Annotated in this window: 20 protein-coding genes and 1 tRNA gene; 7 read left to right on the top strand and 14 right to left on the bottom strand. The window is 62.2% G+C overall.

Going from position 1 to position 24,370, the window contains the following annotated elements; translation table 11 throughout:
• Nucleotides 1-7 precede the first annotated feature (7 nt).
• The 7 genes from VOI21_RS05830 to fabI all read right to left on the bottom strand — a co-directional run bounded on the left by VOI21_RS05830 (nucleotide 8) and on the right by fabI (nucleotide 7,386).
• Nucleotides 8-583: a DUF6990 domain-containing protein gene (locus VOI21_RS05830; RefSeq protein WP_323768667.1), complete on the bottom strand. Its 576-nt coding sequence runs from the start codon at nucleotides 581-583 to the stop codon at nucleotides 8-10.
• A 38-nt stretch (nucleotides 584-621) separates the two neighbouring features.
• Nucleotides 622-2,136, bottom strand: coding sequence for an anthranilate synthase component I (gene trpE / locus VOI21_RS05825; RefSeq protein WP_323768665.1), 1,515 nt, complete (start codon nucleotides 2,134-2,136; stop codon nucleotides 622-624).
• Nucleotides 2,137-2,140: 4 nt separating this feature from the next.
• Nucleotides 2,141-3,985 carry a peptidylprolyl isomerase gene (locus VOI21_RS05820; RefSeq protein ID WP_323768663.1) on the bottom strand — a complete coding sequence of 615 codons (1,845 nt, stop codon included), beginning with the start codon at nucleotides 3,983-3,985 and terminating at the stop codon, nucleotides 2,141-2,143.
• Nucleotides 3,986-4,014: 29 nt separating this feature from the next.
• Entirely contained in the window at nucleotides 4,015-5,211 is a 1,197-nt protein-coding gene (locus VOI21_RS05815) for an aminotransferase (RefSeq protein WP_323768661.1), read from the bottom strand.
• 137 nt (nucleotides 5,212-5,348) lie between these two features.
• On the bottom strand, nucleotides 5,349-5,867 hold the full coding sequence (gene gpt / locus VOI21_RS05810; protein WP_323768659.1) for a xanthine phosphoribosyltransferase: 519 nt from the start codon (nucleotides 5,865-5,867) through the stop codon (nucleotides 5,349-5,351).
• A 104-nt stretch (nucleotides 5,868-5,971) separates the two neighbouring features.
• On the bottom strand, nucleotides 5,972-6,574 hold the full coding sequence (locus tag VOI21_RS05805) for a LysE family translocator (RefSeq protein WP_323768657.1): 603 nt from the start codon (nucleotides 6,572-6,574) through the stop codon (nucleotides 5,972-5,974).
• Between the two features lie 5 nt (nucleotides 6,575-6,579).
• On the bottom strand, nucleotides 6,580-7,386 hold the full coding sequence (fabI, locus tag VOI21_RS05800; protein ID WP_323768655.1) for an enoyl-ACP reductase FabI: 807 nt from the start codon (nucleotides 7,384-7,386) through the stop codon (nucleotides 6,580-6,582).
• Nucleotides 7,387-7,531: 145 nt separating this feature from the next.
• On the opposite strand from fabI, the gene pdxH reads away from it, so the two are divergent.
• The 6 genes from pdxH to VOI21_RS05770 all read left to right on the top strand — a co-directional run bounded on the left by pdxH (nucleotide 7,532) and on the right by VOI21_RS05770 (nucleotide 14,828).
• Nucleotides 7,532-8,137 carry a pyridoxamine 5'-phosphate oxidase gene (gene pdxH, locus VOI21_RS05795; protein WP_323768653.1) on the top strand — a complete coding sequence of 202 codons (606 nt, stop codon included), beginning with the start codon at nucleotides 7,532-7,534 and terminating at the stop codon, nucleotides 8,135-8,137.
• A 149-nt stretch (nucleotides 8,138-8,286) separates the two neighbouring features.
• Nucleotides 8,287-8,826, top strand: coding sequence for a cold-shock protein (locus VOI21_RS05790; RefSeq protein ID WP_416358964.1), 540 nt, complete (start codon nucleotides 8,287-8,289; stop codon nucleotides 8,824-8,826).
• Nucleotides 8,802-9,611 (top strand): DUF192 domain-containing protein, encoded by an 810-nt coding sequence (locus VOI21_RS05785; RefSeq protein ID WP_323768648.1) that lies wholly within the window; start codon nucleotides 8,802-8,804, stop codon nucleotides 9,609-9,611. Before VOI21_RS05790 ends, VOI21_RS05785 begins: the two co-directional genes overlap by 25 nt.
• A 53-nt stretch (nucleotides 9,612-9,664) precedes the next feature.
• Nucleotides 9,665-9,741, top strand: a tRNA-Pro gene (locus tag VOI21_RS05780).
• 622 nt (nucleotides 9,742-10,363) lie between these two features.
• Complete coding sequence (locus VOI21_RS05775; RefSeq protein WP_323768646.1) at nucleotides 10,364-14,026, top strand: vitamin B12-dependent ribonucleotide reductase; 3,663 nt, start codon at nucleotides 10,364-10,366, stop codon at nucleotides 14,024-14,026.
• A 550-nt stretch (nucleotides 14,027-14,576) separates the two neighbouring features.
• Nucleotides 14,577-14,828, top strand: coding sequence for a hypothetical protein (locus tag VOI21_RS05770; protein ID WP_323768644.1), 252 nt, complete (start codon nucleotides 14,577-14,579; stop codon nucleotides 14,826-14,828).
• 80 nt (nucleotides 14,829-14,908) lie between these two features.
• Here VOI21_RS05770 and VOI21_RS05765 read toward each other — a convergent pair whose 3' ends face one another.
• The 3 genes from VOI21_RS05765 to VOI21_RS05755 form a co-directional block, all read right to left on the bottom strand.
• On the bottom strand, nucleotides 14,909-16,438 hold the full coding sequence (locus VOI21_RS05765) for a peptidoglycan-binding protein (protein WP_323768642.1): 1,530 nt from the start codon (nucleotides 16,436-16,438) through the stop codon (nucleotides 14,909-14,911).
• 293 nt (nucleotides 16,439-16,731) lie between these two features.
• On the bottom strand, nucleotides 16,732-17,352 hold the full coding sequence (locus VOI21_RS05760; protein ID WP_323768640.1) for a YitT family protein: 621 nt from the start codon (nucleotides 17,350-17,352) through the stop codon (nucleotides 16,732-16,734).
• A gap of 90 nt (nucleotides 17,353-17,442) precedes the next feature.
• On the bottom strand, nucleotides 17,443-18,657 hold the full coding sequence (locus VOI21_RS05755; protein WP_323768638.1) for an NADP-dependent isocitrate dehydrogenase: 1,215 nt from the start codon (nucleotides 18,655-18,657) through the stop codon (nucleotides 17,443-17,445).
• A gap of 215 nt (nucleotides 18,658-18,872) precedes the next feature.
• Between VOI21_RS05755 and VOI21_RS05750 the strand changes: the two genes are divergently transcribed.
• Nucleotides 18,873-20,420: a methyl-accepting chemotaxis protein gene (locus VOI21_RS05750; protein ID WP_323768636.1), complete on the top strand. Its 1,548-nt coding sequence runs from the start codon at nucleotides 18,873-18,875 to the stop codon at nucleotides 20,418-20,420.
• 9 nt (nucleotides 20,421-20,429) lie between these two features.
• Here VOI21_RS05750 and VOI21_RS05745 read toward each other — a convergent pair whose 3' ends face one another.
• From VOI21_RS05745 to VOI21_RS05730, 4 genes are all read right to left on the bottom strand, one after another.
• Nucleotides 20,430-21,689 (bottom strand): multidrug effflux MFS transporter, encoded by a 1,260-nt coding sequence (locus VOI21_RS05745; protein WP_323768633.1) that lies wholly within the window; start codon nucleotides 21,687-21,689, stop codon nucleotides 20,430-20,432.
• A gap of 56 nt (nucleotides 21,690-21,745) precedes the next feature.
• Nucleotides 21,746-22,105, bottom strand: coding sequence for a potassium channel family protein (locus VOI21_RS05740; protein WP_323768631.1), 360 nt, complete (start codon nucleotides 22,103-22,105; stop codon nucleotides 21,746-21,748).
• Nucleotides 22,102-22,746, bottom strand: a complete 645-nt coding sequence (locus VOI21_RS05735; RefSeq protein WP_323768629.1) for a DsbA family oxidoreductase — start codon at nucleotides 22,744-22,746, stop codon at nucleotides 22,102-22,104. The genes VOI21_RS05740 and VOI21_RS05735 overlap by 4 nt, the downstream gene beginning before the upstream one ends.
• A gap of 75 nt (nucleotides 22,747-22,821) precedes the next feature.
• Nucleotides 22,822-24,336 (bottom strand): class I adenylate-forming enzyme family protein, encoded by a 1,515-nt coding sequence (locus tag VOI21_RS05730; RefSeq protein ID WP_323769262.1) that lies wholly within the window; start codon nucleotides 24,334-24,336, stop codon nucleotides 22,822-22,824.
• Between the last annotated feature and the right edge of the window lie 34 nt (nucleotides 24,337-24,370).

The following is a 24,370-nucleotide window of genomic DNA, read 5'->3' as shown; positions in this document are numbered from 1 at the left end:
CAGCAGTTTAGTCGGCGCGTTCGGCAGTGGTTTCTGCAAGGGTCAACGCCCGCGCGACCATGTCTTCGGTGATGTAGGGAACAAAACTCAACCTGTCGCCAGCGCGGAAGGCGTCAAGGTATCCGGTCAGTCGCGTCACATCCCCCTGCAGACCCAAGGCCACAAGGTGATAAAGCGGCTGAGAGCCGACGGCGTCCGTGGGCAGATTTCGAAAACCTGCGTAAAGCGCGTCCAGATCGTGCCCCGCTGCCCATTCGATCAACCGGGCTGCCTCATCGGCAATCACCGTGGCGGTCACGTGCGGATGTTTCGCCCGGCGTCCGCCGCGAAGGATGAGGGGAACCATAGGGCGCGTATTCTGACTGCCGTCGACAGCCTGAAAACCTTCATCGAAACGCTGTGTGGAGACGTTCTCATGCAGCCGCAGAACCATGCTGTCCGGCAGTTGCGACAGATGCGGAATGACAGAAACGGTTCGGTCCGGCAGATCAAGATGAAGGCGGGCGTCTTGCCCGCGTCCAGTTTTCTGCCATCCAAGGGCCTGAAATGCCTGCAGGACGGCAGGTCGGGTGGTGAGTGGCACCGGGTTTCGATCCGGCCCCGAGCGCCTTCGAAACAACATCAGCCGTTGCCGGACCCGGTAAAGCGTGCCGCATCCGCTGCCGCGCGCCGGATCGCGTTGGATTTGTGCATCGTCTCCTGATACTCGGCCTCCGGGTCGCTGTCGTAGACCACGCCGCCACCGGCCTGAATATAGAGCTTGCGATCCTTCACCAGCGCGGTGCGCAGGGCGATGCACATGTCCATGTCGCCACCGGCGCTGAAATAGCCCACGCCGCCGCCGTAAACGCCGCGCTTTTCCGGCTCCAGCTCGTCGATGATCTGCATCGCGCGGACCTTGGGCGCACCGGACACTGTGCCTGCGGGCAGACCGGCCAGCAGCGCGGACAGCGCATCCTGATCGTCCGACAATTCACCGACCACGTTCGACACGATGTGCATGACGTGACTGTAGCGTTCGATGATAAATTGCTCTGTCGGGCGCACGGTGCCGATCTTGGACACTTTCCCGGTGTCGTTGCGGCCCAGATCCAGCAGCATCAGGTGTTCAGCGAGTTCCTTCTGGTCGGCCAGCAGGTCTTCTTCCAGCGCCTTGTCCTCGACCGGCGTCGCGCCGCGCGGGCGGGTGCCTGCAATGGGGCGAATCGTGACCTCATTGCCAAAGACCCGCACAAGGATTTCCGGGCTGGCCCCGATCACCTGAAAACCGCCAAAGTTGAAATAGAACATGAAGGGCGATGGGTTGGTGCGCCGCAGGCTACGGTAGAGCGCAAAGGGCGGCAGCGGGAAATCCTGCGTCCAGCGCTGCGAAGGCACCACCTGAAAGATATCGCCCGCGCGGATATAGTCCTTGGCCGTCTCGACGGCGGCCAGATAATCCGCATGGACAAAGTTCGAGACAGGTTCACCCAGTTCCACGGCATCACCCAGATCGCGGCTGGCCTGGGGCAGGGCGCGTTCCAGATCGCGCACCGCGTCCATGACCCGTTCCGCCGCCTGTGCATAGGCTGCCTTGGCCGACAGGCCGTCCTGCACCCATGCCGGCGACACCACCGTCACCTCACCCTTGACCCCGTCCAGCACCGCCACGACAGAGGGGCGCATCAGCAGCGCGTCGGGCAGGCCCAGCGGGTCCGGGTTCACATCCGGCAGATGTTCCACCAGCCGGATCATGTCATAGCCAAGATAGCCGAACAGCCCCGCTGCGGCCTGTGGCAGGTCCTCGGGCAGGTCGATTCGCGATTCCGCCAGCAGCGCGCGCAAGGCGGTCAGCGGCGCATCGCTTTGGGTCTCAAAGGCATCGGGGTCGAACCGCGCCATGCGGTTCAACCGACTGCTTTGACCGTGGCACTGCCAGATCAGGTCCGGCTTCATCCCGATGATCGAATAGCGTCCGCGGACCTCGCCGCCGGTCACCGATTCCAACATAAAGGCATCGCGCGCGGCGCCTGTCAGTTTCAGCATAAGCGACACCGGCGTGTCGAGGTCGGCGGCCAGACGGGCATAGACCACCTGGTTGCGGCCCGCCTGATACGCCTCGGCAAAGCCGTCGAAAGAAGGGGTCAGTTGTACCATGGTCTCACTGAAAGTTGGCGTGCACCGCGTTGATGGCTGGCTGGTCCAGATCGACGCCCGCGCGGGTCTGAATATCGGTCGACAGCGCACGGAACAGGTCCTGCGCCACGTCCTGCGCTGCCTGATCACGGAAAAGCTGTGCCAGTTGCTTGGCCTGTTCGCTGTCCTTGTCGACGTCAAGGACGTCGTCCATGCGCACCACAACGGCCAGATCGCCGGCCCGCAGCGCGCGGACCTCATTGGGTTTCATGTCGAACACCGCATCCAGGACCGGGCGGGGCAGGTCCGCGCCATAGGCCGTGCGGGTCAGCCCCTCTTCGGTCTGGGCGGCAAGGCCCGCGCCCTCAAAGGTCACGCCTTCGCCCAGCTCCGCAGCCAGCGATTCGGCCCGCGCAAAGAGTGCATCTACCTTTTGCGCACGACGCCAATCTGCCTGAACCCGCAACTCGACCTCCTCGTAGGGGAAGGGCGTGGGATCAAGAACCTCATCCAGCCGCAAGGCGAACACGCCGCCGTCGCCCAGTTGGGTGATGGCGGGATAGTCCGATATCTCTACCGCCTCTGCCGCGTCACGGAAGGCCGGGTAACCGGCGATGTCCTCGTCGTTCTCCCCGGTCCAGCCCAGTGTTCCCAGGTCCAGATCGGTGGAGGCGGCCAATTCGTCCAGCGTCACACCGGCGGCCATCTCATCGTCAAAGCTTTGTATTTGTGTGTCGATCACACGGCGGGCGCGGTCCAGCGCCAGCTCACCCCGCAGCGCCGGGACCGCGTCCTCGAAAGAGGTCAGTTGTGCAGGCAGCACCGCGTTGACACGGAACAGCGCCGGGCCAAGCGTCGTTGGTGCCGGACCAACCACTTGACCCACATCCGCACCAAAGACCACCTCGGCGGCCTTGCCAAGGTCGCCTTGGGTCACGTCGCCCAGATCGGTATCTGCCAGTTCCAACCCGCGCTCAATCACCAGATCCTCGAACGCCGCCTCGCCTGCATCGACCCGCGCCAGCGCGGCCTCGGCCGCAGCCTGATCGTTAAACACCAGCCGTTCCACCAGCCGCCGCTCGGGGAGGTCGAACTCTTCCTTGCGCTCGTCATAGGCGGCGCGCAGGCTGTCCTCGTCGACCTCGACGCTGTCCACGATCATCTCGGGCGTCAGCCAGACATAGGTCAGGCGCTTGGTCTCGGGGCGCGTGAAAAGGGCGATGTTGTCTTCGTAATGCGCGCGCAATTCTTCCTCTGTGGGGGCTGGCAGAACCTCTAGCTCGGTCTCGCTCACCTCGGCCCAGGTAAAGGCGCGGCGCTCTCCGGTATAGCTGATCAGAGTGTCGACATAGGTATCGGGCAGACGCACCCCGGCCAGAACAGCGCCCTGCAACAACGTGCTGGCGCTTTCGTCGCGCAGCTTTTCCTCAAAGCTGCGCTCGTTCAGACCCGCGCTGTCCAGCGTCAGCCTATAGGCGTCGCGATTAAAGCTGCCATCGACGCCCTGAAAGGCGCGGATCTTGCGCAGGTCTCCGGCAAGCCGTTCGTCGCCCACGGAAATCCCAAGTACGGAGGCTTCGTTTTCCAGTGCGGCGGTCACGACCAACTGGCTCAGCACCTGCTGGGTCAGACCCAGCGACTGCGCCTGCTGGAAACTCAACGCCTGACCGGTGCGCTCCTGAAAGTTGCGCATTTCGGCCTGCAACGCGCGAAAATAATCCGAGGTGGAAATCTCCGCCTCGCCGACTTTCCCGATAGAGCGCACAGTGCCCGAGAAATTGGTGGCACCAAAACCGCCCAGCCCCAACAGGAGCAGACCCAGAAGGCCCCAGACAAAGTACTTGCCGATACCGGATTTTTTCGCAGCCATGCCGCCCTCCCGAGAGTGTCTGCCCCTGTCTATTGTGCACCTTCCGGGGCTGCAAGGGGGCGATCGACCTGCGCCAACCGTCGGGCGAATTCGGCGATGCCGGCCCGGTCGGAATTGGCAAAGGCCACGCGGAACTGGCGGTCGCCGCTGCTGTCGCCCTCTGGCGTGAACATTGTGGCGGGCAGGATCAGGACGCCCGCCTCACGCACAAGGCGTGGTGCAAGCTGTGCGGAGCCTTCCGCAAAAGGGTGCTCGACATAGGCAAAATAAGCGCCACAGCCCAACAGCTTCCAACCTTTCGCCGCCAGCGGGCCAAAATGCTCTTCGATGGCCGCGCGCCGGTCGAGGATTTCATCGCGCTGTTCGGCCTTCCACTGGGCAAGATGTTCCAGCCCCCATTGCGCCGCGCTCTGTCCCAGCGAGGGCGCGCAGATCGCCACCGTGTCCTGAAATTTCTCGATCTGGTGCAACATACGCTCCGAGCCGACGATTGCACCGACACGATGTCCGGTCAGACGATACACTTTGGAGAAACTGTAAAGTTGCACCAGCGTGTCGTCCCATCCGTCCCGGGCCAGCAACCCATGCGGTGCCCCGCTGCGCGAGTCGAAATCGCGATAAGTCTCATCCACGATCAGCCGGATGCCGGTGTCCCGGCAAAGATCAAAGAACCCCTCCAGCACGTCAGCCGGGTACTCGACACCACAAGGGTTGTTCGGCGTCACCATGGCGATGGCGCGGGTACGCGGCGTGATCAGGGCGCGCGCCGCCTCGGGGGCAGGCAACAGGTCGGGTCCGCAGGGCAGCGGCACCGCCTTTACCCCGCTCATATCCAGCCACATCTTGTGATTGAAATACCACGGCACCGGCAGGATCACCTCGTCCCCCTCACCGCAATTTGCCGCGATCACGGCGGCAAAGGCCTGATTGCAGCCCGCGGTAATTGCCACCTGATTGGCGTCCACGGCACCGCCGTAATGCCCGGCCCACTCCTTGGCCAATGCGGCGCGCAAACCGGGCCGACCCAGCACCGGACCATAGGAATGGCTGGACGGATCTTCCATCATCTGGGCCATGGCGGCGCGCATGGCGGGCGGCGGCGGGTCGGCAGGTGCGGCCTGACTGAGGTTGATCAACGGCCTGTCAGCGGGAAACGTGACCCCTCGCAGCCAGCGCTGCGCCTCGGGTATCGGCGGAAAGAAGGTGGCTTCAGTGCGCGTGACCATGGCCTGATACTCCGTCTGGATATTTCTTCTGTCCAAAAGTATCCCGGGAGCGCGAGGGCAGGGCCCTCGCCGGGGGTTTGGGGGCAAAGCCCCCAAGAGTGAGAGTGCGCCGTCAGGCGCGCCTTTGGATCACGCCCTCAATCGTCGCCGCGATAGGGTTTGACGTATTGCAGTGCCATGTCCCACGGGAAAAAGATCCAGGTGTCCTGGCTCACTTCGGTGATAAAGGTCTCGACCTGCGGGCGGCCCTGCGGCTTGGCATAGACCGTCGCTACATGCGCCTTGGGATACAGGCTGCGCACCAGTTCCAGCGTCTTGCCGCTGTCCACCAGATCGTCGATGATCAGGATGCCTTCGCCGTCGCCCACCAGATCGGCGTCGGGGGATTTCAGCACTTCCGCCTCGCGGCGTTCATCGGCCTTGCCACCACCGGAGTGATAGCTTCGGACGCTGATCGTATCGACGGTGCGAATGTCCAGCTCGCGCGCGACGATCATCGCGGGGGCCATGCCGCCACGGGTGATTGCCACCACGGCGCGCCATGCGCCTTCGTCGGGCCCTTGACCCTGCAGACGCCAGGCCAGCGCGCGTGCATCGCGGTGCAGCTGGTCCCAGCTGACATGAAAGCCTTTTTCGTGCGGCAGGCGGTTGTCCATCCCTGTCTCCTCAGCTCAGCGCAATTTACAGTCCGAATGTGGCGAAGGGTCCGCCGAAAAGTTGGTTTCCGTCCCGATCCGCAATCCAGCACACGGGCATCGTCCTAGCGTCCCAGCAACAGGCGCAGGCCCAACGCGCCAAGCACCAGCGCGGCAATCCGGTCGATGACAGGCTTCAGTCGCAGATACCCGGCGCGCGCCCTCTGCGTCGACAGCAGGGCGGCAAAGGCACCATAAGCGATCAGTTCAACTGCGAAGTGGTTGCCCACCACCATCGCCTTGGCGGCCAGCGTCATGTCGGGCGGAAAGATCACCACCAGCACCGAAGCCGCAAAAAGCACCGACTTCGGATTGGCCAGATTGACCAGCATCCCGTCGACAAAGGCGCGTCCGTGCGGGCGCGGGCTATCGCCCACCGGCTGATGCGCATCGCGCCAAAGCGAGTAGGCAATCCACAGCAGGTACAGCGCGCCGACAACCTTCATGATGACAAACGCCGCCGGGAACAGGCGAAAAAGCACCTCCAGCCCCAGCAACGCCGCCCCGGTCCAGAGCGCCGCCATCAGGGCCAGCCCGCCACCAGTTGCAAACCCCACCGAAAACCCGCCCGAGATCGACTGGCGCAGTGCGAACAGCAGGGCAGGGCCCGGTGCCGCAAGAGCGGCCAACAAGGTCAGGTTGAAGGCGAGGAAGTGGGTCCAGTCCATGGGCGTCAGCCCTTGGACATGTCGGGCGCGTCCACCGCCTTCATGCCGACGACGTGATAGCCCGCGTCCACATGATGCGTTTCGCCGGTGACACCGCTGCCCAGATCGGACAACAGGTACAGCGCCGACTTGCCCACATCCTGAATGGTCACGTTGCGGCGCAGGGGCGAGTTGTACTCGTTCCACTTCATGATGTAGCGGAAATCGCCGATGCCGCTGGCGGCCAGCGTCTTGATCGGTCCGGCGCTGATCGCGTTGACGCGAATGCCGTCCTTGCCCAGATCCTCGGCCAGATACCGCACCGATGCCTCCAGTGCCGCCTTGGCCACGCCCATCACATTATAATGCGGCATGATGCGTTCAGCGCCGTAGTAGGTCAGCGTCACGGCGCTTCCGCCGTTCTTCATCATCTTTTCGGCGCGCTGCATCACGCTGGTAAAGCTGTAGACCGAAATATCCATCGTCAGTGTGAAATTGGATTTCGACGTGTCCACGTAACGACCGCGCAGTTCGTTCTTGTCGGAAAACCCGATGGCATGGACAACAAAGTCCAGAGTGTCCCACCGTTCCTTCAGCCCGTCAAAAAGCGCGTCGATCGACGCCTCGTCACCGACATCACAGGGCAGGACGATATCCGACCCCAGTTGACCGGCCAGCGGGTCGACCCGTTTCTTCAGAGCTTCGCCCTGATACGAAAAGGCCAATTCGGCTCCGGCGTCCGCGCAGGCCTTTGCGATGCCCCAAGCGATTGACTTGTCATTGGCCAATCCCATGATCAGGCCGCGTTTTCCCGCCATCAACTGGTTTGACATTGTCGCCCTTTCCGCCAGATCGTCGATTGAGCGACCTTTAGGGTATCGCTTGCGCACCATCAAGCCTGCCGTTGGCGCAAAACCGGCCTTGCATCCCGGGCGACACAGGCGGCATGTCCCGGCAACGAGCCAAAGGAGAGACAGGATGACCGACCGTAGCGGGATATTTGCCGGGGACGATCCGTTTGTCATCGCGCAGAACTGGCTGGCAGAGGCCGTCGAGAGCGAGATCAACGATCCCAACGCCATCGCCTTGTCGACCGTCGATGTGGACGGGTTGCCAAACGCGCGCATGGTCCTGCTGAAAGAGATCGAGGACGCCGCCTTTGTCTTTTACACCAATTATGAAAGTAAGAAGGCGCAGGAAATTGATCAGGCAGGCAAGGCGGCCTTTGTGATGCACTGGAAATCCCTGCGCCGTCAGATCCGGGTGCGCGGATTGGTGCAAAAGGAAAACGGCCCGCAGGCCGATGCCTATTACACATCGCGCTCTCTCAAGAGCCGGTTGGGCGCTTGGGCAAGCCACCAGAGCCAGCCGCTGTCCAGCCGCGCGTCACTGATGGCCGAGGTTGCGCGGATTACCGCGCGGCACGGAACAAATCCGGGGCGACCGCCGTTCTGGGGTGGATATCGCATCCTTCCTCTGGAGATTGAATTCTGGGCGGACGGCGCGTTTCGGTTACATGACCGTTTCAGGTGGTCTCGAAAGGATATGTCGACTCCTTGGGAAATTGTTCGACTGAACCCCTGAACCATCTGAAATAAAGTAAAAAATTCGCCGCTTGGCTACGAAAAACAATCAGGCACGAATGTCCCTCTGACACAAAAATGCCAATTGACCCGTCTTGCGTTGACGGTCGGCTTTGCTCCAAGACTCGGGGTGGGGATAAGTTGGTACAGTTGGAAACGGCGTTGACACACGAGGAAATAGAACAATCTGCGGTTGCGGGCCGGGTGAAGTGGTTCGATCCGGTCAAGGGATTCGGGTTTGTCATATCGGACGACGGCGGGCCGGACATCCTGCTGCATGCGAATGTGCTGCGGAATTTCGGCCAGAGTTCAGTAGCGGACGGAGCCGTTATCGAAATCACGGTTCAGCGAACGGACCGGGGGGTTCAGGCCACACAGGTCCTGAAGGTCGAACCGCCCGATACGCCTGACAGCGCACCGCTTGCGGATTTCGAGCAGATCGACCCGGCTGTGATGGCTCAGGCGGTCCTGCAACCGGCCCGGGTCAAATGGTTCGACAAGGCGAAGGGTTTCGGGTTTGCAAATGTGTTCGGAAAACCCGAAGATGTATTCATTCATATCGAAGTCCTGCGCCGCTCGGGACTCGCGGATTTGCAACCGGGCGAAGCCCTTGCCATCCGCGTCGTCGAGGGCAAGCGGGGACATATGGCGATGGAAGTGACTGCATGGGAAAGCGCCTTGTCGCGATGAGTTTGATGGCCGCGCTGGTTGCGTGGCCGGTTTTGGGTCAGGGCGATGGCTCTGTCATATTGGAACAGGAAGCCGCGCCGCCGCCGATGCCCAGAGCACCGGCAGCGGAGCCGCCCGCGCCGGTGGGCCCGGTGGCCGTGACGCCTGATCCGGCGGCACCGGATGCCGATGCGCCGGAGGACGGTGTGCCGGTGGCCAAGGCCATGGCGGATCCCGAACCGCCCGCGGAAGAAGTGCCCGCAGATCCGCCTTTGGCAAAAGCCCCGGACGAGGAGCCGGACGAGGTGCCACCTGCTCTGGAACCGATTCTGCCCATTGGCGATGAACCGATCGCAGATGCCGGTGTCGATCCCGCCGCCAAAGCCGACCCCGACAACCGGATCGGCGCGTGCCGGGATGATACGCTGTATGTCCGGGGCGATTTCGGCAAGGCGCGCTTTACCGTGGATGTGGTGCGGTCTGCCGAGGAACGGTCGAAGGGCCTGATGCACGTCGAGTTCATGCCCACCAGCAAGGGAATGCTCTTTGTCTATCCGGCGCCGCAGCCCGTCGCCTTTTGGATGAAGAACACTCTGATCCCGCTCGACATGATCTTTATCGATCGTCACGGGGTTGTGGTCAAGGTTCACCACAATGCCATTCCCGGCGATCTGACGTCGATTCCGGGCGGGGATCAGGTGCAGTTTGTGCTGGAGATCAACGGCGGCTGGGCCAAGCTGTTGCGCATCGAAGAGGGCGCGCAAATCCGCCATCCCGCGGTGCGCCGCGCGGCTTGGCCCTGCTGAGGTCAAAGAGGGCTTTTCAAAATCGTTTCGTGCGGATAAACCGCACGAGTCGTCGGGGCGTGGCGCAGCTTGGTAGCGCGTCTGTTTTGGGTACAGAAGGTCGTGAGTTCGAATCTCGCCGCCCCGACCATTTCTCTTTAGTCTAGTGTCTGTGGCCGCAGGATGCGGTAGCGCAGATGTTGATAGAGCCGATTTGATCGGTAAGCGCCGCTGTCATTCGCGGCGCGGCGAACGCGAGAGAATCGCTGAACACTAGATGTGGTGTGGCATGTCCACTGCGACGCGATTTGCAGGGTTGAACGTGATCCGGTTGCAACATTTCAAACTGCGCCAGAAGTTAATAGAAATTAACAAACATTCCGTCCGCACCTGAAGTTATCCACAAGCATTTGTGCATAAATCCCCGTCTATCCTTGAATTTCCGAGACTTGCTGCAAAGCGGGAAATGTTAACAAATCCGACCTGAATCAGACATGCCTACCTCCCCTAGTAGGCTGCCGCTTGGTCAACACAAAATATATGTAGATATTGTGAAAAACCCGTTGACGACTCTGGCTCAGGAAGGCCATCTTGTGCTGGCCGGTCGGGACATCCACTAGATGTAGTGGCTACCGGCAAGGGACAGACTAGCACAGCAGACACTCAGACGGGTCTTCGGACCGGAACCGCGTGGCAACCGCGGATGAGGTGCGGTTTTCCTTTGCCAACCCGCCGGCACGAAAAAACGGGACAGCACTTCAGGGGCAGTAGCGATGAAAATCGAAAGAAGGTTCACCAAATCGGGTCAGGACGCATACGCGGAGATCGACTTTGTCACCACCAAGTCGGAGATCCGTAATCCGGACGGAACCACGGTCTTTGCCCTCGACGCACTCGAAGTGCCGACAGGTTGGAGCCAAGTGGCCAGCGATGTGATCGCACAGAAGTATTTCCGCAAGGCGGGCGTTCCGGTCGAGCTCAAGCGCGTTCCCGAAGAGGGTGTGCCAGAGTTCCTGTGGCGCTCGGTTCCCGCAGCCAAGGACACGCCCCGCACGGGTGAGACCAGCGCGCGTCAGGTCTTTGACCGTCTGGCCGGGGCCTGGACCTATTGGGGTTGGAAGGGTGGCTATTTCACCACCGAGGAAGACGCGCAGGCGTATTTTGACGAGATGCGGGTCATGCTGGCCACGCAGATGGCCGCGCCGAACTCTCCTCAGTGGTTCAACACCGGTCTGCACTGGGCCTATGGCATCGATGGCCCCGGCCAGGGCCACTATTATGTCGACTACAAGTCCGGCAAGCTGACCAAGTCCAAGTCGGCCTATGAGCACCCGCAGCCGCACGCCTGCTTTATCCAGTCGGTCGCCGATGATCTGGTCGGCGATGGCGGCATCATGGATCTCTGGGTCCGTGAGGCGCGCCTGTTCAAATACGGCTCCGGCACCGGCACCAACTTTTCCTCGCTGCGCGCGGCGAATGAGCCGCTGTCCGGCGGCGGCAAGTCGTCCGGCCTGATGGGTTTCCTCAAGATCGGTGACCGTGCCGCTGGCGCGATCAAATCCGGCGGCACCACCCGCCGCGCCGCCAAAATGGTGATCTGCGATGCCGACCACCCGGACATCGAGGAATTCATCAACTGGAAGGTGAAGGAAGAGCAGAAGGTCGCCAGCATCGTCGCCGGCTCCAAGATGCACGAAAAGATGCTCAACGGCATTTTCGAGGCGATCCGCACATGGGACGGCACTGAAGAGGGCGCCTATGACCCCAAGGAAAACGATGCCCTGAAAAAGGCGATCCGCGCCGCCAAGCAGGCGATGATCCCCGAAACCTACATCAAGCGCGTGCTGGATTACGCAAAGCAGGGCTACGCCTCGATCGAATTTCCGACCTATGACACCGACTGGGATTCCGAGGCTTACGCCAGCGTGTCGGGCCAGAACTCGAACAACTCGATCCGCGTCACCGATGCCTTCCTCAAGGCAGTCCGCGAAGACAAGCCGTGGGAGTTGATCCGCCGCACCGACGGTGCAGTGGCCAAGACCATCAAGGCGCGCGATCTCTGGGAGCAGGTCGGCCACGCCGCATGGGCCTGCGCCGATCCGGGCATCCAGTTCCACGACACCGTCAACGCATGGCACACCTGCCCCGAAGACGGCGCGATCCGTGGCTCGAACCCCTGCTCAGAGTACATGTTCCTCGACGACACAGCCTGTAACCTGGCGTCGATGAACCTGCTGACCTTCCTGCACGACGGCAAGTTCGACGCCGAGGGTTACATCCACGCCACCCGCCTCTGGACGCTGACGCTGGAAATCTCTGTGACGATGGCGCAGTTCCCGTCCAAGGAAATCGCGCAGCGCAGCTATGACTTCCGCACGCTGGGCCTTGGCTATGCCAACATCGGTGGCCTGCTGATGAACATGGGCTTTGGCTATGACAGCGACGAGGGCCGCGCGCTTTGTGGGGCGCTGACCGCGATCATGACCGGCACCGCCTATGCCACCTCGGCCGAGATCGCCGGAGAACTGGGCGCGTTCCCGGGCTACACTCGCAACCGCGAGCACATGCTGCGGGTCATCCGCAACCATCGCAACGCCTCTTATGGCGCGTCCGAAGGCTATGAGACCCTTGCAGTCAAGCCGGTTCCGCTGGATCTGGTGAACTGCCCGGATGAGACGCTGGTGCACCTGTCCATGTCCGCATGGGACGAGGCGCTGAGCCTTGGCGAAAAGAACGGCTATCGCAACGCTCAGGTGTCCGTCATCGCGCCCACCGGGACCATCGGTCTGGTCATGGATTGCGACACCACCGGCATCGAGCCCGACTTTGCGCTGGTGAAGTTCAAAAAGCTGGCCGGTGGCGGGTACTTCAAGATCATCAACCGCTCGGTTCCCGGCGCGCTGGAGCATCTTGGCTACACTTCCAGCCAGATCGAAGAGATCATCGCCTATGCGGTGGGCCATCAGACGCTGGGCAACGCGCCGGGCATCAACCACACCGCCCTGATCGGTCACGGCTTTGGCCCTGCGCAGATCGAAAAGATCGAAAGCGCGCTGGCCTCGGCCTTTGACATCCGGTTTGTGTTCAACCAGTGGACGCTGGGCGAAGCGTTCTGCCGCGACGTGCTGGGCATTCCCGCCGAAAAGCTGACCGACCCCAGCTTTGACCTGCTGCGCCACCTTGGGTTCTCCAAGGCCGACATCGAGGCCGCCAACGACCATGTCTGCGGCAGCATGACCCTCGAAGGGGCACCGCATCTCAAGGACGAGCACCTGACCGTCTTTGACTGCGCCAACCCCTGCGGCAAGAAGGGCAAGCGTTATCTCAGCGTCGAAAGCCACATCCACATGATGGCGGCCGCCCAGTCGTTCATCTCTGGCGCGATCTCGAAGACGATCAATATGGCCAACGATGCCACGATCGAGGATTGCCAGAAGGCCTATGAACTGTCGTGGTCGCTGGGGGTCAAAGCCAACGCGCTGTACCGTGACGGATCGAAACTGTCGCAGCCGCTGGCCGCCGCCCTTGTCGAAGATGACGATGACGCCGCCGAGATCCTCGAATCCGGCAATCAGACCGAAAAGGCCCAGGTTCTGGCCGAAAAGATCGTCGAAAAGGTGGTCATCAAGGAGATCGTCAAATCGCAGCGATCCAAGATGCCGGAACGCCGCAAGGGCTATACCCAAAAGGCCATCGTTGGCGGCCACAAGGTCTATCTGCGCACCGGTGAATACCAAGACGGCAACCTTGGCGAGATCTTCATCGACATGCACAAGGAAGGCGCTGGCTTCCGTGCGATGATGAACAACTTTGCCATCGCCGTCTCTGTCGGTCTGCAATACGGCGTGCCGCTGGAAGAGTTCGTCGACGCCTTCACCTTCACCAAGTTCGAACCGGCGGGCATGGTGCAGGGCAACGACAGCATCAAGAACGCGACCTCGATCCTTGACTACATCTTCCGCGAACTGGCGGTCAGCTATCTGGACCGCACCGATCTGGCGCATGTCAAACCCGAAGGCGCGTCTTTTGACGACATCGGCCGGGGTGAGGAAGAAGGCGTTTCCAACCTCAAGGAACTGTCCGAGAGTGCCGCGACCCGGTCGCTGGAAGTGCTGAAGCAGATCAGCTCGACCGGCTACCTGCGCAAGCGGATGCCGCAGGAACTGGTGGTGCTGCAAGGGGGACAGGCCACCGTGGCGCTGGAGGCCGGAACCGACGCCGAACAGGTGCTGCGCACGCTGGTGCCCGCCACCGCTGCGGGGCCCAAGACCAGTGTGTCGTCCACGTCGACCATTGCGATCAGCACCGCCGTGACCCGCGCCAAGATGCAGGGCTACGAGGGTGAGGCCTGCAACGAGTGCGGCAACTACACGCTGGTGCGCAACGGCACCTGCATGAAGTGCAACACCTGCGGCGGCACCTCGGGCTGTAGCTGAGTTAACGGGGCAGGGCGGTTGCGCCCTGTCCCCTGAGACACCCCTAGGGGGGGTGATGCGGGGCCCGTTGCCAGGGGCCCGCGTGGTTAGGGTGGCACATGGGAGTCCCGTCCCGCCATCCGGTCCAGGGGTCGGTGCGCCGACCCCAGACGCAGACAAGGCCGCAGGCAAAAACAAACCTCGGGCGGTGAAACATACGAGCCTTGTCAGCGAAACTCAGAGCGTCCCTCCCCGGGGCGCTCTTTTTTTCGTGGGCAGGACCGACTCGGGGTCTTGCCCGCCAGCGTTGATTCTATGCTTCACGACTCTCCAAAAAGTTCCCTCGGATCGGTATTTGTGCAGCGGATGGGCGGCACCGCGCCGGGGCGGCAGGTGGCAAAGCGCGGCTTCCCGCCCGGTCCGATTCAGCGGCCTTGCTCCGCTGATGGTCCCGGCCAAATCCGGCAACCCTCCGCGCGAAAACGCCTTTGCGCCGACTGGGGGATGCGGAGGGCAAAAATCACCTCCACCTTGCGGGTACTTTCAAACCACCACTCACGGAGGAAAGAACATGAAAGCCACTCTCTTCACCACCGCAGCCGTTGCATTGCTCGCCGTGCCTGCCTTTGCGCAGGACGACATGGTCGGGCCGGACACCGATGGTGACGGCCTTGTCTCGCTGGTCGAGGCGCAGGCGGCCTATCCGGACATGTCGCAGGACGACTTTGCCCAGGCGGACACGGATGGTGACGGCTTCCTTGGGACCGAAGAGATGGAGGCCGCGATGGCCGCCGGTCTGATCCCCGCTCAAGACGGCGGCTGACCCGTCCTCTTGCGCCTCGCCGTCGCATGGGCGGCGGGGCGCGCCTTAAAGGACGGCAGGTCTTGCCGTCGGGATGAGGATCAGCGGAATTCGATCCGGCAGTTCACCAACTCGCCAAAGATCGTGCGCTGACAGACGCGGACTCGTTGGCCCTGCGGTTCCGGCTGCGGGTCGGGGTTCTGAGCGACAGGTCGGTTGAAAACCGGAGCAGGGGCGTTTTGCACGCGCTGGCGCTCTGCCTCTTCGCGGAGCTCTTCTTCAAGGAATTCAGCGTATTGCGTCTCACTTTGGCGCGCCAGAACATCGCGTTGCGCACTGTCCAGAAACCCGGTCGCATCAAAGCCGTTGCTGTCCTGCCAGTCCCGCAATGCTTGCCGGGTGCCCGGACCAAAGATCCCGTCCGCGCCCAGTGTGTCAAAGCCCAACAGCGTCAGACGGTTCTGGATTTCCTGCCGGTCGTCAAAGCGTAGGTCCATCAGCGCCTCGGTGCCCGCCGTGGTTCTGGGCAGATCTCCCACCGCATCCACGATGATCGAGGCACTGGCATCCGCCGATGCCATCTTGCGCGCTTCCTGCAGGGTCTGATCCGCGGGGATCAGTTTCCAGAAGTCGCGGAACAGAAATTCACGCCATTCTTCGGGCACCAGCCTGACGTGGACCTCCCGCAGGCGCGGGTTGCCACCAGTGGTCCATTCCTTGCTCATCCGCAGTTTGATCGATGCCGCCGGTCCGTCCGCAGTGGCGGGGGCCGAGGTCAGTTCCACCTGACAGCCAATCCACGATGGCACGCCGTCCACGATGGCCTCGACCAGATAGGTGGCCTTACGGTGCGCCGACGCGCCGCTTTCGCGCAGGACCCGGTGATCATAAATCGATTGATCCGGACGCGAGGTTTCGGGATCGAAATCCGCGTTCTCGCGGATGCAGGCGCGCGTCACCATTTCGTCGCCCAGACTGCTGGGAGCCTCGAACCCCTCCAGCCGCAGGCCAAGGGCGCGCGCCTCGTCAACCCGGTCGACATAGAGGATATCGCTGTCCTGAAGGGCCATGACCTTGGACGCGAAATCCGCCGACATCTGGAACTTGTCCATGCGGGCGGTGATCTCGCTTGCGGATTTCAGCGCCGCAGCCATCGCGGACTGTGTCTGACCATCGGCGTATTGACCGGCGTCCAGCACCCGCGCCAGCGATCCGAACCCCAATTCGGCGTTCAGATGCAGGCTCTTGTTCGGTTCCGGCTGGCGGCCCTTGCCCGGTGTGCTGCCGCCCAGAAAGGCAAAGGCGCAGGAGCTGAGGCAGGCCGCGCCATCGTCGACGGCGGTCGGGATGCCCCGGTCATACAGGTAATCGGCAATCCGGATCGCCTCGGCAAAGGACCCGCCCGCGCTGTCCAGACACAGCGGCCGGGTGCCGCTGGCAAAACTGCGGGCGTCCAGCGCGCGGATCTTGTCGAGGTCGCCGGTGGCGATCTCTCCGGTCAGTGTCGCGGCGCAGTCGAAATGTTTGCCGGTTGTCGTCTGGATGTCACCGGCCTGTGCCGGGACCGGCGCAAAGACCGCGCCGCACATCAGCGCGGGCAGGATGGATCGGCGGATTAGGGCAGCTGTCATCTTCACTCTCCATACCTGTCAGCAGAACGACACGACGACTCATAGCCCGTTGCGGCCAGCGATCAAAGCTTGGGGAGGTCGGTTCGCCCGGGGTGCGGTAGCGGTGCAACCCTTTTGCGGGGCGCTTGCAGGCGGTGCGACCCGCCAGACAGGTCTTTGCGTCCCCGTCCCGGAGGTGATCCGAGACCTCCACCCTGTGGATGCCGGGCAGGTTAGATTCGTAATTTCAGGTGAGAAGTGTCGCGTAATGATTTGAATTTAATGCTGCATTTCGCAATGCTTTTACGCGCGGATCAAGACCGCGCGACATAGCGATCCCGGCGATGGTTGATTGTCACCATCAGGTTCAGGATCACGGCCCCCAACAAAGAGACCGCAACCACCTGCCAGTCAAAGATCGCCAACGCCAGTGTGAAAACCGCCAGATCAAAGCCCAACTGCACCGTTCCAGCCGGAATCCCACGCGTATCCTGCAACCACAGCGCGACAATCCCGACACCGCCCAGCGTCGCCCCGTGCCGAAACAGCACGATCAGACCCAGCCCCGAGAGCACGCCCGCCAGCACCGCACTGACCGCCGGGTGTACCGGCTCCAGCCGCAGCAGACCGGGCAGCAGTTCGGTTTGAGCGGACATCAGGCCCACAGCGACAAAGGTTTTCAGCGTGAACCGCCAGCCGATTTGCCGGATCGCCAGCAGGTAAAACGGCAGGTTCAGCACAAAGAACACCGCTCCAAAGGTCCAACCTGACACATAGCTTGTGATCAGGGAAAGCCCGGCAATCTGCCCGGTGATCAGGCCGCTCGCCTTGAGAAACATCACCGCCAGCGCCATCAGGCATGTCCCCACCAATAGCCCAAGGACATCTTCCCACAGGCTGTGGCGGTCGGCGGGGGGCAAGGTGAGCAGCGTCATGCGGTTCCGATGCCCTGCAAACGGCTTGAAAGGCAAGCATTGGGGGCGCAACTCCGCTTTGCGCCCCCGGCAATGCTCAGCAAAGCGGCATCAGCCCGCCAGCGCCTTGTTCAGGTTCTCGTCGATTTTCTCAAGGAAGCCCATGGTGGTCAGCCAACCCTGATCCGGCCCGACAAGCAGCGCCAGATCCTTGGTCATTTGACCGGATTCCACTGTCTCGATAATCACCTGCTCCAGCGTTTCGGCGAATGCGCGCAGCGGCGTGTTGTTGTCCAGCTTGGCCCGGTGCTTCAGCCCCCCGGTCCAAGCATAGATCGAGGCGATCGAGTTGGTTGAGGTCGATTGCCCGTCCTGATGCTGGCGATAGTGGCGGGTGACCGTGCCATGCGCGGCCTCAGCCTCGACGATCTTGCCATCGGGGGTCATCAGCTGGCTTGTCATCATCCCAAGGCTGCCAAAGCCCTGCGCGACGGTGTCGGACTGTACGTCGCCATCGTAGTTCTTGCAGGCCCAGACGAATTTACCGTTCCATTTCAAAGCACATGCAACCATGTCGTCGATCAGACGGTGCTCATACCAGATGCCCGCTGCCTTGAATTTTTCCTCAAATTCGGCCTCGTAGATCTCTTGAAACAGGTCCTTGAAGCGTCCGTCATAGGCCTTGAGAATAGTGTTCTTGGTCGACAGATAGACCGGCCAGCCCAGATCCAGACCATAGTTCAGCGAGGCGCGGGCAAAGTCGCGGATCGACGCGTCCTGATTGTACATGCCCATGTAAACGCCTGCGTCCGGCGCGTCATAAACCTCGCGCTCGATGACCTCGCCATTGGTGCCTTCCCATTTCATCGTCAGCTTGCCAGCGCTGGGAAAATGGAAATCCGTCGCCTTGTACTGATCGCCAAAGGCATGGCGGCCTACCACGATGGGATCGGTCCAGCCCGGCACCAGACGCGGCACGTTGCGGCAGATGATCGGTTTGCGGAACACCACGCCGCCAAGGATGTTGCGGATCGTGCCGTTGGGTGATTTCCACATCTTTTTCAGGCCGAATTCCTCGACCCGCTGTTCGTCCGGTGTGATGGTGGCGCATTTCACGGCGACACCGACCTCCTTGGTCTTTTCGGCGGCGTCGATGGTGATCTGGTCCTCAGTCCGGTCGCGTTCTTCGATGCCTAGATCGTAGTAGAGCAGATCAATATCCAGATAGGGCAGGATCAGTTTTTGCTTTATGAAATCCCACATGATGCGGGTCATCTCATCCCCGTCCATTTCCACAATCGGGTTGTCGACCTTGATCTTTGTCATGATGCGCCCCTTCGGCATTGGGTGACTCGTCCCTGTCATAGCGCTTTTCTGCGGGTGCGAGAATGCGGTATGCAAAGGTATACCATAATAAATCGATATGCCGGGGCAAAGGCCGCCTTTGGCGCGATTTTAGGCAATAATTTTTGAGCATTAATCCGTGGGTAAGGGCCCCGGCGCTACCCCGTGGTCACAAGTATCGGCCGGAGAGACTTTTAATGAGTGGCCCCATATCGTTCCTGGATCGGTTTGACGGGCGCTGGCTTGCGACCAGCGTCAACCTGCTTTTTGCGCCGCTGGCCCTTGGGGTTGTCTGGCTCTCCGGGCAGACCTTTTCCCCTGTGCTGCTATTCGGCTTGCCATTGGCGGCCGGTTGCGCGGTGCTTGCGTGGCGTTTGCCGGGCATGTCGGGCGATGCCCTCATCGCCACCATGCTGATCACGCAGGCGATCCTGCTGTCCGTACAGTTTGCGGGGCACCCGTGGCAAACCGAAACCTATGTCATCTTTTTTGCTTTGCTGGCAATTGTCTCGACCCAGCGGCGTGTCCGTGTGTTGATCTGGGCCTGTGTTATGACATCCGGCTTTCTGCTGACGGCGGCGTTATTCTGGCCGACGCAGGGGCTGGCCATGGGCGATAACGGCGCAGCACTGTTGCGCAGTGGGCTACAGGTGGCTCTGGTCGCGCTCGAAGGTGGGGTTTTGGGTGTTGCGATACTGCAGCGACGCAATTCACGCGCACAGATCAAACAGGCCGCATCCCGGCTGGAGGTAGAGCGCCGGATTGCCGCCGACGCCCAGGCAGAGGCGGAAGCGGCGCAGCGCACCTCGCAAATGGTCATCGACGGGGTCCGTGTCGCGCTGTCACGCCTCAGCGGGCGGGACATGACTTGTTCCATTGCGCTCCCCTTTCCCGCCTCGCATGAGATCATGCGTCAGGATTTCAACACCACGGTTGAGACGCTGCGCGATGCGTTTCTGAGTTCCAGCGAACTTGCCGGATCACTGACCGACGATGCTCAGGTTCTGGCGCAAAAGATGATGGAGATGTCCGGGTATTCCGAACAACAGACGCGGCGATTGTCCGACATGACAGAGGCCGCTGCGCAGCTTTTGCAAAAATTGTCGGTGACTGTGGAAGAGGCCGGTCAGGCCGCCACGGCAACCGGACAGGTCCACAGCAGTGCAGAACAGATCGATACGGTGACCTCTCAGGCGGTTTCGGCCATGCGCGGGATTGAGGACAGCTCGCGGCAGATTTCGCGCATCGTCGACCTGATTGACGACGTTTCCTTTCAGACCAATCTGCTGGCGCTCAATGCCGGGGTTGAGGCGGCGCGCGCCGGGCCATCGGGCAAGGGATTTGCGGTGGTCGCTAGCGAAGTCAGGCATTTGGCCCAAAGCACGTCAGAGGCTGCCGCCGGGATACGCAAGCTGATCAGCCATAGTCGCGAACAGGTCAAAAGCGGGGCGGAACTGGTGGATGCGGTCGGGCACAGCGTTACGGAGATCCTCAAGACAGTGACACGGGCAAGGGCGCTCACAGACACCATTTCGGCCCGCAATTCCGAACTTGTCGGGGCCGTGGAGGCGTTGAATAGCAATATCTGCGCTGCGGATCGGCAGTTTGTACAGGCGGTTGAAACGGGGAAACAGTTGTCCGCCCGGTCGCGCAAGATGACCATCGCCTCCAAAAAGCTGACCTGCGACATAGAGGCGTTCACCTTTACCGAGGCCGATCTGATCCGCGGCATGTCAGAGGCGTAGAGCGGGGTCTTAGTCTGCTGCGGCCTCGGCTCGGCGCATCGCCCCCATCAGCACCAGCCCTGCGATGGCAAAGATCAGTACGCCCAGCGTAAGTGGGACCGCCGTGCCGTTGAACAGCAGGCCGACCGGGACCGCCAGCAGCACCGCCGCCACCGTGGCAATGAACCCGATGATCGAGGCGGCCATGCCCGCGATATGCCCCATGGGTTCCATCGCGATGGCGTTCAGGTTGCCTATGGTCAGGCCAGCCTGAAAAAATGCCATGAACTGCCAGAAAAAGAACATCGCAAACAGCGCGTTCCCTGCCAATCCCGCGACCAGAGCCGCCAACATAACACCGCTGACGATGATCTGAATGCCCAACATCAATGACACCAGACGCCGCATTCCAATCCGCATCACCAGCATGGCATTGGCCACGCTCCCCGAGGCGGACAGTAGCGCGGTTGCGCCGAACCAGATCGGAAAACTCTCGGCCCGGTCGAACACGCTCTCATAGATCGGCTGGATGCTGGAAATCGTGGCAAACAGCATCCCGAACACTAGGCTTTGCACCGCGATGGACAGGCGCACCACCGGGTTGGCCAGCATTTCACGCGTGGCCGACAGCAGCGCCGCCGTACTGAACGGACGCCGCGCGTCGTGCGGCAGTGTTTCGGGCAGGCGCAGCGCCAGCCAGACGCTCAGTACGCTTGCGAAGATCACGAAGGCCCAGAAAATGGCCGGCCACCCGGACACCGCCATCAGACCCGCACCGACGCTGGGCGCGATGGCGGGGACCAACGTGAAGACAATCATCACAAAGGACATGATCTGCGCCATCTGCCGCCCGACAAACAGATCGCGGATGATCGCCATGGCCACCACCCGAGGCCCGGACGCACCCAGACCCTGAAACAGCCGCGCGGCCAGCAGCAGGCCAAGGCTGTCGGCCTGCGCCGCCAGTCCGGCGGACACGATGTAGAGCGCGCAGCCTGCCAACACCACGGGCCGGCGCCCAAAGGTGTCAGACAACGGCCCGGTGAACAGCGTGCCCAGCCCCATGCCCAGAACAAAGATCGTCACAACCAGTTGCACTTGATTGGGGACCTGCGGGCTAAGCTCCGCAGCCATGGCGGGCAGGGCCGGCAGCATGGCGTCGATGGAAAAGGCGATGGTCGCGGCCAGCATCGCCATCAGCGCAATAAGCTCGACACGACCGGGCATGGTGGACTGGGTGGCCGCGTTCCTCAGTCGGGCGTTTTGAGAGGTGTCCCGTGGAGAGTGCATTGCGACCTCGGATACTGGTCCGCCGCCCTTAACACGCCCGCCGAGGGAGGAATAGATCAACCGGTGGTGTCGGGTGGATCATCTTCATTCGCTGGCGGTTGTGCGTCCTTGTCATGCCCCAGACGCGCCACCAACCATTCGGTGTGTTCTTCGCGTTTGCGCATGGCGAAGACACCGAACTGCTGGATCGCCACCGCGAAAATCCCAAGACCCAGCAGGATAAAGACCGTCGTCCCGATCTTTCCCGCCGGGGTCGCCGGCACCAGTTCGCCGTAGCCGACCGTCGAGAGGGTCACCACGGAAAAGAAATAGGAATCGAGCCAGCTCCACCCTTCGACATAGCGAAAGAACACTGTGCCAAGGGCGATAATCAGCGCCAGTGTCAGGAACAGGGTCAGGAAACGCAGTCTGGTCATGCGGCGGGATCGGCCCCCGCGCGCAGTTCCTCGATCACCCGTCGCCACAGGTCTGGCGGCTGCGCCCCGGGGACGGCGTGGCGGCCCGCAACGATGAAGGTGGGGACAGAGTTGATCCCCATGCCCCGCGCCGCGGCATCGCGCTCGACGATCTCTTTCCGGTCTTCGTCCGACCGCAGCAGGCGCAGGATCAGGCTGGCGTCCATGCCCTGATCGTCGGCCACGTCGGCCAGCACCTCGACGTCCCCAATGTCGCGCCCTTCGACGAAATAGGCCCGGAACAGGGCAGAGACGACAGCCGTCTGACGCCCTTCGATCTCGGCCCAGTGGATCAGACGATGCGCGTCCACGTTGTTCGGCGTCTTGGCGATCTTGTCGAGATGCAGGGTCAGCCCGGCCGCCTCGGCGTTTTCGTGCACCGGCAGATAGGCCTGAACAGCGCCTTCCTTGCCGCCGAATTTCGTTTCCAGATAGGCGCGGCGATCCATGCCCTCGGCGGGCATGTCAGGGTTCAGCATGAACGGCAGCCAGCGGATCTGGAACGGGTGATCCGGGTAATCCTGCAGCGCGCGGTCAAGATGCGCCTTACCGATGTAGCACCACGGGCAGATAGGATCGGAAAAGATGTCGAGCTGGATCATGGGGGGCCTCGTATTTTTTACCTAGATGGCACGCTGTCGGCGCAGAGTCGAATTTTCGTCGAAAATTCGTCTCTCCTAGCCGATCACATGCGCCTTGAGCCGGTTGCGCAGCAGTTTGCCATTGGGATTGCGGGGCAGGGCATCGACGCGCACAAAAGTACGCGGGCATTTGTAGCGCGCCAGCCGGGCGGCGGCCTCGGCCTTGAGCGCATCCTCATCAAGTTCCTGATCAGCCGTGTAGAAGGCAGCCACGATGCGCACGTCTTCCTTGACGGCGATGTCCGTCACCGCCAGTTCGATCACCCCCGGCAGGCCGGCCAGCGCCGCCTCGACCTCTAGCGGCGAAACGCGGTAGCCACCGGCGTTCATCATGTCGTCGTTGCGGCCGAGATAGGTGATATGTCCACCGGCATCCATCGTCCCGCGATCGCCGGTCAGGAACCAGTCACCGCTGAACTTTTCCGCCGTGGCCTCTGGCGCGCCGACATAGCGTAGCATCAGGCCGGGGTCCTTGCGGTCAACGGCGATGACGCCTTCGGTGTTCAGCGGGCCGGGCTTTCCGTCGGCGTCTAGGATCGCCACCCGTCGCCCGCTCTGGGGGCGGCCCAGAGTGCCCGGAACGCCCGGCACGCTCGGCGCGGCGGAGATGAAGGTGGAACATTCCGACATGCCGTAGGCCTCATAGATCTCTGTGCCGGTTGCTGAGCGCCAACTGTCGCGCAGCGCGGTCGACAGCTTTTCACCCGCCGCCAGCCCATGTCGCAGGGCGGGCATCGGGGGGATCGGGAACTTCAGCATCTGCCGGTAGACGCCCGGAGCCGCGGCAAAGATCGTCGCTTCGAACCGTTTCATCAACAGGGCCAGTTGCGCGGGATCGCTGCCAGCGGCGGGGATCAGTGCGGTGGCGCCGCGTGTCCAGGGGTCCATCAACCCGGTGCCCAGCGTGTAGGTCCAGTTAAACGCCCCGGCGTGCAGCAGCCTGTCCTCGGCGTTCAGGCCGTACCAGCCGTCCATCATCATCTGCCGCGCCCAGATCGCGCGGTGCGCATGGCCCACCGCGCGCGGCGTCCCGGAGGTGCCAGAGGTGTAGATGATATAGGCCAGCCGCTCCGGGTCGCCCTGCGCATAGTCGGCGGCGGGCAGATCATGCCAGGCCTCATAGGTTTCTGGTCCGAACACAGGCAAATCCGTATCCGGGCAGGGGACGTTTTCGGCACGAAGTATGGCCTTTGGGGCTAGATGGTCGATGATCTTGGTCACTTCCGGCGCGGTTAGCTGTGACGAGGTCGGAACCGGCACGATGCCTGCGGCGATGGCGCCAAGGTAGGCGATCGGGAAATCGACCGTATTGCCCAGCCGCATGAGCAGGATGTCTCCGGGGACAAGCCCCGCCTGCAGCAATCCGGTAGCGGTGCCGCGCACCGCCGCTGTCAGCCGACCGTAGGACCAACGCTGCGCCCCGGTCGGACGCACCACCGCCAGCGCGATCTTGTCGGGCACGGCAGCGCCAGCAGCCAGAACATGGGCGGCCAGGTTGAAGTTGGTCGGGCAGGGGGCACAGGGCCCCTCATCAAAGAGCGAATGGGTCATGGACATGAACCTTCGCCTAGCCCGCTGCGCCCCG

The sequence above is a fragment of the Antarctobacter sp. genome (genome assembly GCF_034670325.1).
Classification (GTDB): Bacteria; Pseudomonadota; Alphaproteobacteria; order Rhodobacterales; family Rhodobacteraceae; genus Antarctobacter.
This window is presented reverse-complemented; position numbering and strand designations above follow the sequence as displayed.